We start from the raw sequence: 15,753 nt of genomic DNA, 5'->3' as shown, positions 1-15,753 counted from the left end.
TATTCACCCCTTCCGTAATCAGTAAGCGAAGCGCTCCGTATTCCAAGATAACAAGCACCTGAGTTTACAATTCTAACCGAACTTACCGCAGACACTTCTATAACCTAGCCCTAGGTTATAAGGACCTTTAATACGCAAAAAAGCCCCGATATTTCTATCGGGGCTTTTTAATAGTGGTCGGTGAAGAGGGATTCGAACCCCCGACCCTCTGGTCCCAAACCAGATGCGCTACCAAACTGCGCTATTCACCGAGCATGTATTCTTTAAAGAAAGAATGGGGTGGCTAACGAGACTTGAACTCGCGACAACCGGAATCACAATCCGGGGCTCTACCAACTGAGCTATAGCCACCATCAAATTGTTATGTTTACCGCTTACTTTAAGCAAGCCATAAACTAAATAGTGGTCGGTGAAGAGGGATTCGAACCCCCGACCCTCTGGTCCCAAACCAGATGCGCTACCAAACTGCGCTATTCACCGACTTATGTTTTATCTCGACTCTAAATCAAGACAGGAAGCAATGCTACCTTGTTCTTTCTAAAAAAGAAAGAATGGGGTGGCTAACGAGACTTGAACTCGCGACAACCGGAATCACAATCCGGGGCTCTACCAACTGAGCTATAGCCACCACTGAATTTTACCGATTTATCCTCCGGGGAATGGTACGCCCGAAAGGATTCGAACCTTCGACCTTTGGCTCCGGAGGCCAACGCTCTATCCAACTGAGCTACGGGCGCATGCCCTATCGGCGGAGTGGAATAATACGGATATCACACTATGCCGTCTAGTACTTTTTTTACTTTTTTTATCGTTTGGTCTCTTTTTCAACAGTTACATGCCTTTAAAGTGAATTTTTGATGTGATTCAAGCCCTGTCATCGATAACTTGTTGTTTAATGCAACAAGCTATCGGGATATAATCACTCATTATTTACATTGATTTAACAGCTGCAACCAAGTTGTCTAATCATTCTATGCCATTGAAGGACTTTAATTGGTCTTCTTCAATCGGTATCAATACTCTAACAATATAAATAGGTAAGTCACTTACCTCGGAAATGTGAAGTGGGTTTAATGGATATGTCTCGACAAATGATTAGCGTTTTGTTCGCTGCCTTAACGTTTTCTACGGCAGCTTTAGCTTCTGACATCAGCCAAAGTGAATACGATGCGATCGCAGAACGCATCAAACCTGTCGGTGATGTTTATCTGGCAGGCTCTGAGCCTGTAAAAGCAGAACCAACCGGTCCTCGTGATGGCGCAACAGTTTACGGTACTTTTTGTATTGCTTGTCACGCATCTGGTGTTAACGGTGCTCCAAAAATCGGTAACGCTGACGAATGGGCTCCTCGTATCGCTCAAGGTAAAGATGTACTACTCAAGCACGCGCTTGAAGGCTTCAACGCGATGCCAGCGAAAGGTACATGTATGGACTGTTCTGACGACGAGATCATCGCAGCGATTGACCACTTGACTGAAGGTCTGTAATTCGGCTTTGCTTAACGTGTTTGAAAGAGAAAGGCTTGCCAACTGAAACTGGCAAGCCTTTTTATTTGTTGTTTAAGCGAATTGATACGGTATTACTTCTTAAACATTGAGCGCAAGTTAGCAATATGAGCCTGACCTTTTGCCATTCTCTCTTCTTGAGATACGGGCTTTTTATTCACTTCCCATTCGACATCATCGAAAGGCAACTCATCAAGAAAACGACTCTGTGTCGGCTTGATTAACTCACCAAACTGACGGCGCTCTTTACACATAGTAAAAGTGAGCTCTCGCTGTGCGCGGGTGATGCCCACGTACATCAGACGTCGCTCTTCTTCAACGTTGTCTTCATCAATGCTGGTTTGATGCGGCAAAATGCCTTCTTCTGAGCCAATCAGGTAAACATAAGGAAATTCAAGGCCTTTTGATGCATGCAATGTCATCAGCTGAACCGCATCACTGTCTTCGTCCTCTTCCCCTCGTTCCATCATGTCACGCAAAGTTAAACGCTGAACCACCTCTTTTAATGTCTTCTCTTCTTGATCGTAATTATCGCCTTCTAAATCGGCCACAATCCACGAATATAGATCAGACACGTTCTTCATGCGCATTTCTGCGGCTTTCGGGCTTGCAGAGGTCTCATATAACCAGTCTTCGTAGTGAATATCACGGACCAGTGAACGCACAGCCGTAACGGTGTCCCCTCTTTCTGCCTGATCGGCAATAGCGACCAGCCATTGAGTGAATCGACGTAAATTTTCCAGACCACGCCCCGTTAAGTGTTGCTCTAGTCCTAACTCAAAACTGGCCTCAAATAAGCTTTTGCCACGCATATTGGCGTAACTGCCCAGTTTTTCCAACGTTACTGGCCCAATTTCGCGTCGAGGCGTATTTACAATGCGCAGAAATGCGTTGTCATCATCCGGGTTAACCAATACTCGAAGATACGCCATGATGTCTTTGATTTCAGCACGAGCAAAGAAAGAGGTACCACCGGAAATTTTGTATGGCACGCGGTTTTGCATCAGCGACTTTTCAATCAGACGCGACTGATGGTTACCACGGTACAGAATTGCATAATGTCGATATTCAGTGCGATTGAGGAATTTGTGCGCGATAAGCTCACCCGTCACACGCTCCGCTTCATGATCTTCATTTTTTGCCAGAAGCACTTTGAGCTTTTCACCATCAGGGATCTCAGAGAAGAGTGACTTCTCATATACGTGTGGGTTGTTTGCAATAAGTATGTTAGCTGCACGCAGAATACGGCTGGTTGAACGATAGTTTTGTTCAAGCTTTACCAGACGCAAGTTAGGGTAATCTTCACCAAGCAGTACCAGGTTTTGTGGCTTCGCACCACGCCATGAGTAAATAGACTGGTCATCATCCCCTACCACGGTTAAACGCCCGCGCTCACCCACGATCAGTTTTACCAACTCGTACTGGCTGGTATTGGTATCTTGGTATTCGTCTACCAATAGGTAACGAATTCGGCTCTGCCAACGCAGACGCGCTTCTTCGTTATTACGCAGGAGCAATACTGGCATCAGAATCAGGTCATCAAAATCGAGCGCGTTGTACGCTTTCATCTGCTTCTGGTACATATCGAAACAGAATGCAAACAACTGCTGCTGTTCACCTTTTGCCTGTGCTTTAACCTGTTCAGGCGTCAGCATGTCATTCTTCCAGTTCGAGATAGAACTGAGAAGCTGACGTAACAGGTCTTTATCACCGTCGAGCTGCTTTTCTGTTAACTCTTTGAGTAGCGCTAACTGGTCTTGATCGTCAAACAGCGAGAAGCCCGCTTTTAAACCAAGTTGCTTGTACTCTCGCTTGATGATGTTCAGCCCCAGAGTATGGAAAGTCGACACCATTAAGCCTTTGGATTCGGCTTTACCAAGTGTCTGGCCTACACGCTCCTTCATTTCACGCGCAGCTTTATTAGTGAAGGTTACCGCTGCGATATTCCGAGCTTTGTAACCACACTGCTGAACCAAATAGGCAATTTTATTGGTAATAACACGAGTTTTACCTGAGCCAGCACCCGCCAGAACCAGGCATGGACCAGATACGTACTTTACGGCTTCATCTTGACTAGGGTTCAGCTTCATAGAATTTCTCAGCGGGTGATAAATATGGCGACTATGATAATGGCGAGCCTGAGCGATTACCACGTTTATCACTCTCCAGTGCTGAGTGTTGACGGATTCCATTTACAGCAAAACAAAAAGAAACAAATTTTATTGCACAACTGTACAGCTTTGAGCTTATAATGAATGAACGTTCATTCACTAGGAGTGGAACTATGTCTGGAAATACAACTTTAGATAAAAAAGATCAGATTCTTTGTGCGGCGGAAAAATTGATTGCCGAGTTGGGATTTCAAGGGTTTTCGATGCAAAAGTTGGCTAGAGAGGCGGGTGTCGCAGCAGGTACTATCTATCGTTACTTTTCAGATAAGAACCACCTTTTAGACGAAGTAAGATTAAACGTAGCAAGGCGTATTGCAATAGAAGTTCAAGCAGGCGTGAGCGACGATATGTCTTTGAAAGAACGTTTTACAAGAATGTGGCTTAACATTTGGCGGTTATCTGGCTCAAACGTAGACACCTTGAATAACCGAGTTCAATACCAGTCCCTGCCATACGCCAACAACAGAGTTACTCTGGAACTTGAGCGCAAAATGTTTGATCAGGTAGAACGACTGTTTGACCAGGGTAAAGCGCAAGGAGTGTTTAAGCCACTCGACAACATGATCCTTTCCGGGCTTAGTTTTGAGGCGACCGTTGCACTCGCCCGACACCATGCTCTGGGATTTTATCAACTGGACAATGCCGCCATAGAGGCCGCGATTGAAGCCAGTTGGGATGCAATCATTCAACACTAATTGGAGTTCTGATCAGAATGAAAAAGTGGACTTTCTTTATGTTACTTATCGCCATATTGCTGTTCGGCAGTGTGATAGGTTTCAACTTATTCAAGCAACAGAAAATTGCCGAATATATGGCGAATCGTCCGGAAGCCGAGTTCCCAGTAACAGTCACTGAAGTTAAAGCTGTGGATTGGGTACCAGTTATTGAAGCGATTGGTTTTATCGAGCCAAACCAAGGTGTAACGGTTGCGAACGAGACCAGCGGCGTGATTGACACAATCGCATTCGAATCAGGAACTCAAGTAAAAGAAGGTCAAGAATTAGTGCTTCTGGATTCAGCGGTTGAGAAAGCCAACCTGAAGAGTACTCAAGCAAAACTGCCTGCAGCTGAAGCGAAATACAAGCGTTACCAAGGCCTATACAAAAAAGGGTCTATTTCTAAAGAGTCTTACGATGAGGCAGAAGCGAATTACTTCTCTCTTCGCGCCGATATCGAGAGTTTAAAAGCGGCGATCGACCGTCGTGAAATAAAAGCACCTTTCTCTGGCGTTGTTGGTATTCGTAACGTTTATCTGGGTCAATACCTGCAAGCGGGTACCGATATTGTGCGTCTTGAGGATACCAGCGTTATGCGCTTGCGTTTCACTGTGCCGCAAACTGATATTTCTCGTATCCACATGGAGCAAAAAGTCGACATTTTTGTTGATGCATATCCACAGATCGCCTTCAAAGGCTCAATCACAGCGATTGAACCTGCGGTTAACGTACAGAGTGGCCTGATCCAAGTTCAAGCGGATATCCCAAACAGCGACGGTAAACTACGTAGTGGTATGTTTGCACGCGCCAACATCATTCTACCTAAGCTGGCAAACCAGGTGACTTTGCCACAAACCGCCATTACCTTCACTCTGTACGGTGACAACATTTACATCGTGTCAGAAGAAGATGGTGAAATGCGTGTCACGCAGCAAGTGGTTAAAGTGGGTGAACGCACTAAGGACATCGCACACATTCTTGAAGGCGTGAAACCGGGTGATGTGGTTGTAACATCGGGCCAGGTTCGTTTGAGTAACCATGCCAAAGTTCGTGTCGTAGAAAGCGATGCAACGACTCCACCAACTGAAACACCAATGCTGTAACCGGAGGCTTCATGCGCTTTACTGATGTTTTTATTAAACGTCCGGTTTTAGCGGTATCAATCAGCTTTTTGATCGCCTTGCTTGGTCTACAAGCAATCTTCAAAATGCAGGTTCGTGAATACCCTGAAATGACGAATACGGAAGTAACGGTTTCGACCAGTTACTACGGTGCCAGTGCGGATCTAATCCAGGGCTTTATTACTCAGCCTTTGGAGCAAGCCGTCGCTCAGGCAGATAATATCGATTATATGACTTCTCAATCGGTGCTGGGTAAATCCACTATCACCGTGAAAATGAAGTTGAATACCGACCCGAATGCGGCGCTGTCAGACGTACTGGCAAAAACCAACTCGGTCCGCTCTCAGCTACCTAAAGAAGCGGAAGATCCGACAGTAACTATGTCGACGGGTTCGACAACTGCGGTACTGTACATCGGTTTCACCAGCGATGAGCTGTCTTCAAGTCAGATCACCGACTACCTTGAACGTGTAATCAACCCACAGTTGTTTACCGTTAACGGCGTATCGAAAGTAGACCTTTACGGTGGTATGAAATACGCACTTCGTGTTTGGCTAGACCCGGCAAAAATGGCGGCGTTTAACCTTACCGCGACGGACGTTATGGGTGTGCTGAGTGCCAACAACTACCAATCTGCAACGGGTCAGGCAATCGGTGAGTTTGTACTTTACAACGGCAGCGCTGATACGCAGGTATCGAATGTCGATGAGCTTAAGAACCTGGTGGTTAGTAATGATGACGGTAATGTAACTCGATTGAGCGACATTGCTAAAGTGACATTAGAGAAAAGCCACGATTCATACCGGGCAAGTGCGAATGGTCAGGAAGCCGTGGTCGCAGCGATCAATGCTGCGCCAAGTGCGAACCCAATCAATATCGCCGCTGACGTACTCGACCTGTTGCCACAACTTGAGCAGAACTTACCAAGCACGATCAAAATGAATGTGCTGTATGACTCAACTATCGCGATCAACGAGTCGATCAACGAAGTAGTCAAAACTATCGTTGAAGCGGCGATAATAGTACTGGTTGTGATTACTCTGTTCCTGGGTTCATTCCGTGCAGTTGTGATCCCTATCGTTACCATTCCACTCTCTTTGATTGGTGTAGCGATGGTCATGCAGTCAATGGGCTTCTCCTGGAACCTGATGACGCTGCTGGCGATGGTACTGGCCATCGGCTTGGTAGTAGACGATGCAATCGTAGTACTGGAGAACGTTGACCGACACATTAAACTCGGAGAGTCACCGTTCCGCGCGGCTATCATAGGTACACGTGAAATTGCGGTACCGGTTATCGCGATGACACTAACATTGGGTGCGGTATACGCTCCGATCGCGCTGATGGGTGGCATCACAGGCTCACTGTTTAAAGAGTTCGCGTTGACCCTGGCTGGTGCGGTATTCGTATCAGGTATTGTTGCACTGACACTATCACCGATGATGTGTTCAAAAATGCTTAAAGCTCACCAAAAGCCAAGCAAGTTTGAGCAAAAAGTACATGGCGTACTGGATCGCATGACGGGCCGTTACGCGAAAATGCTGGGTGCGGTTATGCAGCACCGCCCGGTTGTCATCGGCTTCGCTGTGATTGTATTTGCCAGCCTGCCAATGCTGTTCAAATTCATCCCGAGCGAACTAGCGCCGTCTGAGGATAAAGGCGTAGTTGTATTGATGGGTACAGCGCCCTCTAACGCAAACCTGGACTTTATCCAGAACACCATGAACCAAGTAAACAATATTCTGTCTGATCAGCCAGAAGTACAATTTGCTCAGGTGTTCTCAGGTGTTCCAAACTCAAACCAAGCGTTTGGTATCGCCTCTATGGTACCCTGGAGTGAGCGTGAAGCCAGCCAAGCAGACGTAACTGGCCGTGTAGGTGGATTGGTTGCAGACGTTCCGGGAATGGCGGTAACCGCGTTCCAGATGCCTGAACTACCAGGCGCAGGTAGTGGTCTGCCAATTCAGTTTGTTCTGACCACACCAAACGCCTTTGAGAGCCTATTTGCTATCGCAACTGACGTGTTGACAGAGGTGAAATCTAGCCCGATGTTCGTCTATTCAGATCTAGACCTGAACTACGACTCGGCGACGATGAAAATCAACATAGATAAAGACAAAGCCGGTGCATACGGCGTTACCATGCAAGACATTGGTGTCACGCTAAGTACGATGATGGCGGATGGCTACGTTAACCGTATCGACCTTAATGGTCGCTCTTACGAAGTTATCCCTCAGGTAGAGCGTAAGTGGCGTCTGAACCCAGAGTCGATGAATAACTACTACGTACGCGCAGCGGACGGCAACGCGGTTCCACTGAGCAACCTAGTAAGCATCGATGTCATTGCCGAGCCACGTTCACTGCCTCACTTCAACCAGCTGAACTCAGCGACGGTAGGTGCGGTACCAGCACCGGGCACTGCAATGGGTGATGCGATTAACTGGTTCGAGAACATCGCTGAAACGAAACTGCCAAGCGGCTACAACCACGATTACATGGGTGAAGCGCGTCAGTTTGTGACGGAAGGTAGCGCACTATACGCGACGTTTGGTCTTGCGTTAGCGATCATCTTCCTGGTTCTGGCGATTCAATTTGAATCACTGAAAGACCCAATCGTGATCATGGTGTCGGTTCCTCTGGCAGTATGTGGTGCCTTGATTGCTCTGGCGTGGGGTGCTGCGTCGATGAACATCTACTCACAGGTTGGTCTGATCACACTGGTAGGTCTGATTACCAAGCACGGTATCTTGATCTGTGAAGTCGCGAAAGAAGAGCAACTGCACAACAAACTCGGTAAGACAGAAGCGGTAATGGAAGCGGCGAAAGTTCGTCTTCGCCCTATTCTGATGACAACTGCAGCGATGATCGCGGGTCTTATCCCATTGATGTACGCGACAGGTGCAGGCGCGGCTCAGCGTTTCAGTATCGGTATCGTAATCGTTGCTGGTCTGGCGATCGGTACTCTGTTTACCCTATTCGTACTGCCAGTGATCTATAGCTACTTAGCTGAAAAACACAAACCACTTCCAGTATTTGTGGAAGACAAAGATCTGGAAAAACTTGCCCGTGTAGATGAAGCGAAAGCTGCACAGCGAGAGCTAGCGGATAACCGCTAATTCCATGGAAATACAAAAAGGTCACTTCGGTGGCCTTTTTTATTGCCGTGCGTTTGCAGTACCTAACTCGATTTTTTGCCATCCAACTAGCGACTTTCCCGTATCAATTACTTAAAATGAGGACAAATCAAAAGGAGTTTTAACCACTATGTTTGATCCAAAGAAACTAGAGCAAATCGCCAAGCAGATTCATGACTCTATGCCAGCACCAGTGAAAGAGCTCGGCGCAGACGTTGATCAGAAAGTTCGCCAAGTGATTCAAGGTCAGCTGAACAAGCTTGATGTTGTTAGCCGTGAAGAGTTTGATGTTCAAACTCAAGTTCTGCTGCGTACTCGTCAGAAGCTAACTGAGATGGAAAAGAAATTAGCAGAGCTCGAAGAGAAGCTGGCTGATAAATAATCCTAAAACGCTTCCCTGATGGAAGCGTTTTTTATGTGTGTTGTGCTTTGTACAATCAACAATTCGCCATAAATAAAAAAGGCTTGGTCAACGGCGACCAAGCCTTTTTACTAGATGTTGTGTTTTACTTTTGTATTTATTGACTCCAGTCTGCCTGGAGTGCATTTACTGCGTTACTTTTTAATATGTAAATTACGCAGTATTAAGGTTTCATTTCTAGGAGAAGGCGCGGAGTTTACGATAGTAAATGAGCACCTTCGACACCGAAATGGAATCTTAAGGCCAGTAATTTAGCCGCCTACTGCGATACGCTTCATATCAGTCATATACCCGCGAAGCTCTTCACCGATGTACTCAACTGGGTGGTTACGGATCTTCTCATTAACCGCGATAAGTGTTGCGTTATCAACTTGGTTTGAAGTTTCACCTAGGCCTTTACCGATAACGTCAGTACCAACTGAAGGCATAAACTTCTCTCGTAGCAGTGGAGTTGCAACATTAGCAAATAGGTAGTTACCGTATTCTGCAGTGTCTGAGATTACTACGTTCATTTCGTACAGACGCTTACGAGCAACTGTGTTTGCGATTAGCGGTAACTCGTGTAGTGACTCGTAGTACGCAGACTCATCGATGATTCCTGATGCAGTCATTGCTTCGAACGCTAGCTCAACCCCTGCACGAACCATAGCAATCATTAGAATGCCGTTGTCGAAGTACTCTTGTTCTGAGATTTCAACGTCAGTTGCTGGGTAGTTTTCAAACGCAGTTTCACCCGTTTCTTCACGCCAGCCTAGTAGGTTCTTGTCATCATTCGCCCAGTCAGCCATCATAGTGCTTGAGAATTCGCCAGCAATAATGTCATCCATGTGTTTGTTGTACAGTGGACGCATTAGGTCTTTTAGCTCTTCAGAAAGCTCGAATGCTTTGATTTTAGCTGGGTTAGACAGACGATCCATCATGTGGGTGATACCACCGAATTTCAGTGCTTCTGTTACTGTTTCCCAACCGTACTGTAGTAGCTTACCTGCGTAGCCCGGGTCGATGCCTTCTGCAACCATCTTCTCGTAACATACGATAGAACCAGCTTGTAGCATGCCACACAGGATAGTTTGCTCACCCATAAGGTCAGATTTAACTTCCGCTACGAAAGATGATTCTAGACAACCAGCGCGGTGACCACCTGTTGCTGCTGCCCAAGCTTTCGCGATATCCCAACCTTCACCTTTTGGATCGTTTTCTGGGTGAACCGCGATAAGTGTAGGTACACCAAAGCCACGTTTGTATTCTTCACGAACTTCAGTACCAGGACACTTAGGAGCAACCATTACAACCGTTAAGTCTTTACGAATCTGCATGCCTTCTTCAACAATGTTGAAGCCATGTGAGTAACCTAGTGCCGCGCCTTCTTTCATTAGAGGCATCACTGTTTCAACAACGTTTGTGTGTTGTTTGTCTGGAGTTAGGTTAACAACAAGGTCTGCCTGAGGGATCAGATCTTCGTAGCTGCCTACATTAAAGCCGTTGTCTTTCGCGTTTTTGTATGACTGACGTTGTTCATCGATTGCTGCCTGGCGAAGTGCGTATGACACATCCAAACCAGAATCACGCATGTTCAGACCTTGGTTCAGGCCTTGAGCACCACAACCTACGATGACGACCTTCTTACCTTTTAGGTAGTCTGCTTCTGAAGCAAACTCACTGCGATCCATAAAACGACAGCGACCAAGTTGGTCCAATTGCTCACGCAAGTTTAGGGTATTGAAATAGTTAGCCATTAGGGTGCTCCTGTAATTGTCTTTCCGTAGGGTCGGTGGCTTTGCACCGAATGAGTTCATACTAAAACAGACATTAGATTGCTTAAAGTGATATATTCACAACTAGTAAATGCAAAAAATGCAACATGGTAATTTCATGAATATAAAAACCATTCGACTATTCCTTGATATCTGTGACAGCAAAAATTTTAGTAAATCAGCCTCAGCGATGCACATTAGTCCCTCTGCATTAAGTCGGCAGATTCAGAAATTAGAAGATGAGATCGGGCATCCTCTATTCGTCAGAGATAACCGTAGCGTAGAATTAGCGCCGGCGGGTGAAAAGTTTTTACCTGTCGCAATGAAAATGGTGCATGACTGGACACAATTTCAGTCGCAGATAAATGTACAAGATGACGTTTTGAAAGGTGAAATACGCCTATTTTGCTCCGTTACCGCCAGCTACAGCCATTTGCCTCAGCTTCTCAACTCTTTTCGCTTAAAACACCCTTATATTGAATTCAAGCTACTAACGGGCGACCCCGCTCAAGCAATAGATAAGATAATGAATGATGAGGCTGACATTGCTATTTCAGCAATGCCAGAAAACCTTTCATCTAAAGTTGAGTTCACGACCATCAGTGAGATCCCACTGTCTGTTATTGCACCTGTTGGTATCAGTTCCTGGGTTGAAGAGCTGCATAAAGAAAAGCCCGACTGGAGCAAAATTCCTTTTATTGTTCCGGAATCAGGAACCGCACGTGACAGAGCAAACATCTGGTTTAAGACAATGAAAATTAAGCCAAATATCTACGCGCAAATCTCTGGCCATGAGGCAATCGTCAGTATGGTGGCTTTAGGTTGTGGGGTGGGTATTGCACCTGATGTGGTCATTAATAATAGCCCCGTTCGAGACAGTATTCAGCGGCTCTCATTTGCTCCAATCAAACCATTCCAACTCGGTGTGTGCTGTAAAAGGTCTCAACTGGATAACTCACTAGTCAAAGCATTATGGGAGTTAGCCGAGGGCAGTTTTATTGCTCAGTAAACACATTAACGATCTTTAATCTTTCCAAAAGGTCTACTCAACAGAAGGTTTTGTAGACTCTCCATGACAATTTATAGATAAAAAACGGCAACATATTAACGATTTTCCCCCCTGAATCGTGTTGGCTCGCATTAGTCACGCGAGCCTACTTTTTCATATTTCCCTCTCCTGACTTCACCAGTAAAGTACATTTCAAAACAGAGGAAATTCCGTGAAAATACTCATCATAGAAGATGACGCAACGACCAGAGAATTCGTCAGTAAAGGACTGACCGAGCACGGTTATATCGTCGACCAAGCCGAAGATGGTAAGAAAGGGTTAATGATGGCTCTCAGCTCGGAATACCAGTTAATTATCTTAGATAGGATGTTGCCATATCTCGACGGAATGAAAGTACTCGCAGCAATCAAAGCCACGGAACAACAACTCCCGGTTCTGATTTTAAGCGCGATGGATAGCGTAAACGATAGAGTTGATGGTTTGCAGGCTGGAAGCGATGACTACTTGATTAAGCCATTCGCGTTGGCAGAGCTTATTGCAAGAGTCGACATCATTATCAACCGCATACACAGACCCCAAACGACTCAACACGTTCTTAATTACCACTGTTTACAAGTCGATCTCAAAGCACATAAAGTGACCTGCAACCAGAAAGAAATCATTCTTCAGCCAAAAGAGTTTCAACTTATACAGTACTTTGTTGAACACAGTGAGCAAGTGGTATCGCGCATGCGCCTGTTCGAAAATATCTGGAGCTATCATTTTGATCCCAGGACCAACGTCATCGATGTGCATGTTGCAAACCTGCGACGCAAGCTGGAAGATGCCGGATGTTCAGGGCTTTTACATACGGTGAGAGGAGTCGGGTATGTCCTTCGTCGATGACTATGCATTAACCCGTTCATCTGTGTTTAAAACATTGGTAAGTCTGTTTTTACTCGTGACTCTCATCAACATCATAGTGATACACCAAGTCTACAGAGATTCAGATAATTTCCACCGCCAACAACTCGCCAGACAACTTAATGAAGAAATTTTGGAGTTCAACTTTGCTGCCCAACAGAGCACGGAAGATGTAAGAAAACTGTTAGAAACCAAGCGCTCCGCCACAACTCCTTTCTACTACAACCTGATTGAAACCGACTTCCCACACTCTTATTACCCAATCGATTTGCAAAGAAATAGGCATAACATTCTGGTCGGTAATAATCTCAAGCTAGAGATCGGTGTGAGTAAAACCGCAGTCGAAGAATATCGAAAATCCCTCATTCCGATTGTATTCTCTGGGATCATTCTTCCTGTTGCGGTCATGATCATATCTGCACTTTTTTTCACCGTACTTATTCTTAAGAGGTTGGAAAAAGTGAATTACGCTATGAATCGCGTCCTGTGCGGAGAGCATAACGTCAAAATAGCGGTTTCTCAGCAGGATGATGAGTTTGATATTTTAGCCATTCATCTCAACTTCATGATTGAACAAATGGCCAAGAACGAGTCTAGCCTTAAATCTCTGACCACAGGTTTAGCTCATGATATGAGAACGCCGATGGCGAGGCTTAAACTGCGTCTCGAAGACATTCTAGACCAAGACAATCTGTCGTCCTCTCAAAGAGCGAGTATTTCCGCTTGCTATGATGAGTTGGAACTCATCCTGTCACTGTTCAATAGCATGCTTGAGATTGCCAAACTGAACAGCGGCCAAATCAATATCAGTAAAGAGTCCATCGATTTAAGCAAAGTAACTCAAGATGCCATGGAGTTCATTACCCCAGTAGCTGAAGTAAAACAACAACGCTTAACCTTCAGGCAAGACACCCTTTGCGAGGTTACCGGAGATCGCTCGCTGCTGTTTAGAGCCGTATTTAACCTGCTGGAAAATGCAGTAAAATACACCCCAAATGGTGGATCTATTGATATCGTTGCTGACTGCTATGGTGTTGTCATCGCCGATACTGGAATTGGTATTTCTGACTACGACAAAATGTATGTTTGCCGCCCTATGTATCGGGCTGACCAAAGCCGTTCTGAAGCAGGCAATGGTCTAGGGTTATCACTAGTTGATGCTGTCGTTAATCTGCATAACGCATACCTGTTCTTGCGTGACAACAATCCAGGTCTACGTGCACGGCTCTACTTTGATAATTAGTCGACATAAAAAAGGCTAAGTTACCACTTAGCCTTTGTCTTAATTAGATATCTAGTTAAGCAGAGAAGTTAGGAGCTACAACATCCGATAGATCTCGTGTCTCTGGAATAAGCTTCATTGAGTGAGCCACTTCTTCGGCTTCTGTTCCAATAATGACCTGCAGGTTATTCGCACCTATCTTCACTACGCCCATCGCTCCGATAGCTTTAAGCGTACGCTCATCAACCAAGGAAATGTCTTTCAATGTTAAGCGAAGGCGCGTAATACATGAATCGATAGAAGTAAGATTACTATGACCTCCCAACGCTTTTAGATACTGAGCAGCTTTCTCATTGGTTGACGTTACGTTCTCTTCAGCAACCTCTGCATCTTCACGTCCCGGTGTTTTCAAATCAAACTTAACAATAGCGAATCGGAACACACTGTAGTAGATAACCGCGAAGGCAAACCCTTGTAGGATCAACATGTACGGTTTGATTGCGAGAGGCAAATTGAATGACAAAATGAAGTCGATTAAACCGCCACTGAAAGTGAAGCCCGCAAACCACTGCATACTCGCGGCGATATAAAGTGAGAGCGCGGCAAGTAAAGCATGAACAACATATAAAGCTGGCGCCACAAACATAAATGCAAACTCAATAGGTTCAGTAACACCAGTTAATATTGCGGTCAGTGCTGACGCTCCAAGAATACCGCCAACTCTTTTCTTGTTTTCTGGCTTAGCACAGTGATACATAGCCAAACATGCAGCAGGTAAACCATATCCCATAAATGGGAAGAAGCCCTCTTGGTACATACCTGTGACGCCTAATTCGCCAGTTCCAGACCAGAACTTAGAAATGTCGTTAATACCGACAAGGTCAAAGATGAACACCTGATTCAGTGCATGATGCAAACCAACAGGAATGAGAAGACGGTTGAAGAAACCGTATATCCCAGCGCCAGCAGCGCCCATTTCAGAAATCGAAACGCCAAAGTTAACTAAGGAGCCATAAACTGCTGGCCATACGTAAACCATCACAACGCTGATCAGAATAGAAGCCAATGAAGTCACTATGGGCACGAAACGTTTACCACCAAAGAAACCTAATGCAGCAGGCAGTTTGATAGTGTGGAAACGGTTATAAAGAGTGGCAGCCACTATCCCCATCATGATACCGGTAAATGCACTAACAGCAGCTGCGGACGCAATCAGTTTCGAAGAACTCATCTCAGCGACAGGGACTCCGGTGATTTGCGAAATCACAGCGGGATTTCCGACAATCATCTCGACAATTAACAGACCAAGTAAGCCAGATAGCGCGGCGGCACCGTTATTATCTTTCGCTAATCCATAAGCGACACCAACCGCAAACAACCAAGCTTGGTTATCCATAATCCCTTTACCACCGTAAACCAGCACAGCAGATAATGGGTTATTCGCCCCCCATCCAGATGGGTCTAAAGCGTAGCCAAGACCAAGCATCAAACCACCGGCAGGCAACACGGCGATAGGCACCATCAGTGCTTTCCCGATTTTTTGTAAGTATCCTAAAATATTCACGTTTTATCCTCTTGCGTTTAATTGTTAAGAGAGGATACGAGCTGGATGATTAAGCGGTGGTTGTGTGCAGATTAAGTTTTATTAATCTTTTAACGATGACTTTAGAAAGGTACAGATAGCAAAAAGCCCGCTATTTCTAGCGGGCTTTCTTAATAGTGGCGGAGAGATAGGGATTTGAACCCTAGGTACGCTATTAACGTACGCCGGTTTTCAAGACCGGTGCTTTCAACCA

Annotated in this window: 11 protein-coding genes and 5 tRNA genes; 8 read left to right on the top strand and 8 right to left on the bottom strand. The window is 45.5% G+C overall.

The features are described from left to right. Positions 1–174 precede the first annotated feature (174 nt). The 5 genes from ACWYU8_RS16705 to ACWYU8_RS16685 form a co-directional block, all read right to left on the bottom strand. Positions 175–251 (bottom strand) — tRNA-Pro (locus ACWYU8_RS16705). Positions 252–275: 24 nt separating this feature from the next. After that, positions 276–351, bottom strand: a tRNA-His gene (locus ACWYU8_RS16700). Between the two features lie 52 nt (positions 352–403). Then, positions 404–480: transfer RNA gene (locus tag ACWYU8_RS16695), tRNA-Pro, on the bottom strand. Between the two features lie 72 nt (positions 481–552). Next, a tRNA-His gene (locus ACWYU8_RS16690) sits at positions 553–628 on the bottom strand. A gap of 32 nt (positions 629–660) precedes the next feature. Next, positions 661–737 (bottom strand) — tRNA-Arg (locus ACWYU8_RS16685). Positions 738–1,073: 336 nt separating this feature from the next. On the opposite strand from ACWYU8_RS16685, the gene ACWYU8_RS16680 reads away from it, so the two are divergent. After that, positions 1,074–1,487, top strand: coding sequence for a c-type cytochrome (locus ACWYU8_RS16680; protein WP_457520869.1), 414 nt, complete (start codon positions 1,074–1,076; stop codon positions 1,485–1,487). Between the two features lie 92 nt (positions 1,488–1,579). Here ACWYU8_RS16680 and rep read toward each other — a convergent pair whose 3' ends face one another. After that, on the bottom strand, positions 1,580–3,595 hold the full coding sequence (rep, locus tag ACWYU8_RS16675; protein WP_444495560.1) for a DNA helicase Rep: 2,016 nt from the start codon (positions 3,593–3,595) through the stop codon (positions 1,580–1,582). A gap of 194 nt (positions 3,596–3,789) precedes the next feature. On the opposite strand from rep, the gene ACWYU8_RS16670 reads away from it, so the two are divergent. The 4 genes from ACWYU8_RS16670 (at position 3,790) to ubiK (ending at position 9,029) form a co-directional block, all read left to right on the top strand. After that, complete coding sequence (locus ACWYU8_RS16670; RefSeq protein WP_457520868.1) at positions 3,790–4,371, top strand: TetR/AcrR family transcriptional regulator; 582 nt, start codon at positions 3,790–3,792, stop codon at positions 4,369–4,371. 17 nt (positions 4,372–4,388) lie between these two features. Then, positions 4,389–5,495 (top strand): efflux RND transporter periplasmic adaptor subunit, encoded by a 1,107-nt coding sequence (locus tag ACWYU8_RS16665; protein WP_457520867.1) that lies wholly within the window; start codon positions 4,389–4,391, stop codon positions 5,493–5,495. 11 nt (positions 5,496–5,506) lie between these two features. Further along, positions 5,507–8,629, top strand: coding sequence for a multidrug efflux RND transporter permease subunit (locus ACWYU8_RS16660; RefSeq protein ID WP_457520866.1), 3,123 nt, complete (start codon positions 5,507–5,509; stop codon positions 8,627–8,629). Between the two features lie 148 nt (positions 8,630–8,777). Continuing rightward, positions 8,778–9,029: a ubiquinone biosynthesis accessory factor UbiK gene (gene ubiK, locus ACWYU8_RS16655; protein ID WP_005487540.1), complete on the top strand. Its 252-nt coding sequence runs from the start codon at positions 8,778–8,780 to the stop codon at positions 9,027–9,029. A 290-nt stretch (positions 9,030–9,319) separates the two neighbouring features. On the opposite strand, the gene ilvC is transcribed toward ubiK, so the two are convergent. After that, complete coding sequence (gene ilvC / locus ACWYU8_RS16650) at positions 9,320–10,804, bottom strand: ketol-acid reductoisomerase (RefSeq protein WP_457520865.1); 1,485 nt, start codon at positions 10,802–10,804, stop codon at positions 9,320–9,322. Positions 10,805–10,940: 136 nt separating this feature from the next. Between ilvC and ilvY the strand changes: the two genes are divergently transcribed. From ilvY to ACWYU8_RS16635, 3 genes are all read left to right on the top strand, one after another. Further along, positions 10,941–11,831: an HTH-type transcriptional activator IlvY gene (gene ilvY / locus ACWYU8_RS16645; protein WP_457520864.1), complete on the top strand. Its 891-nt coding sequence runs from the start codon at positions 10,941–10,943 to the stop codon at positions 11,829–11,831. Between the two features lie 211 nt (positions 11,832–12,042). Continuing rightward, on the top strand, positions 12,043–12,717 hold the full coding sequence (locus ACWYU8_RS16640) for a response regulator transcription factor (RefSeq protein WP_457520863.1): 675 nt from the start codon (positions 12,043–12,045) through the stop codon (positions 12,715–12,717). After that, complete coding sequence (locus ACWYU8_RS16635; RefSeq protein WP_457520862.1) at positions 12,701–13,978, top strand: sensor histidine kinase; 1,278 nt, start codon at positions 12,701–12,703, stop codon at positions 13,976–13,978. The genes ACWYU8_RS16640 and ACWYU8_RS16635 overlap by 17 nt, the downstream gene beginning before the upstream one ends. A gap of 55 nt (positions 13,979–14,033) precedes the next feature. On the opposite strand, the gene nagE is transcribed toward ACWYU8_RS16635, so the two are convergent. Continuing rightward, a complete protein-coding gene (gene nagE / locus ACWYU8_RS16630; protein WP_457520861.1) occupies positions 14,034–15,521 on the bottom strand; it encodes an N-acetylglucosamine-specific PTS transporter subunit IIBC in 1,488 nt (495 codons plus the stop codon). Positions 15,522–15,753: the final 232 nt, after the last annotated feature.

The sequence above is a fragment of the Vibrio limimangrovi genome, from assembly GCF_054064025.1.
Note: the sequence above shows the minus strand (reverse complement) of the source record. Positions and strands in the feature narration are given on the sequence as shown.

Bases quoted from the DNA above. Each gene is read 5' to 3' on its own strand.
- ilvY (WP_457520864.1), top strand. From the start codon at position 10,941: ATGAATATAAAAACCATTCGACTATTCCTTGATATCTGTGACAGCAAA.
- ACWYU8_RS16635 (WP_457520862.1), top strand. From the start codon at position 12,701: ATGTCCTTCGTCGATGACTATGCATTAACCCGTTCATCTGTGTTTAAA.
- ACWYU8_RS16680 (WP_457520869.1), top strand. From the start codon at position 1,074: ATGGATATGTCTCGACAAATGATTAGCGTTTTGTTCGCTGCCTTAACG.
- ubiK (WP_005487540.1), top strand. From the start codon at position 8,778: ATGTTTGATCCAAAGAAACTAGAGCAAATCGCCAAGCAGATTCATGAC.
- ACWYU8_RS16670 (WP_457520868.1), top strand. From the start codon at position 3,790: ATGTCTGGAAATACAACTTTAGATAAAAAAGATCAGATTCTTTGTGCG.
- ACWYU8_RS16660 (WP_457520866.1), top strand. From the start codon at position 5,507: ATGCGCTTTACTGATGTTTTTATTAAACGTCCGGTTTTAGCGGTATCA.
- ACWYU8_RS16665 (WP_457520867.1), top strand. From the start codon at position 4,389: ATGAAAAAGTGGACTTTCTTTATGTTACTTATCGCCATATTGCTGTTC.
- rep (WP_444495560.1), bottom strand. From the start codon at position 3,595: ATGAAGCTGAACCCTAGTCAAGATGAAGCCGTAAAGTACGTATCTGGT.
- ilvC (WP_457520865.1), bottom strand. From the start codon at position 10,804: ATGGCTAACTATTTCAATACCCTAAACTTGCGTGAGCAATTGGACCAA.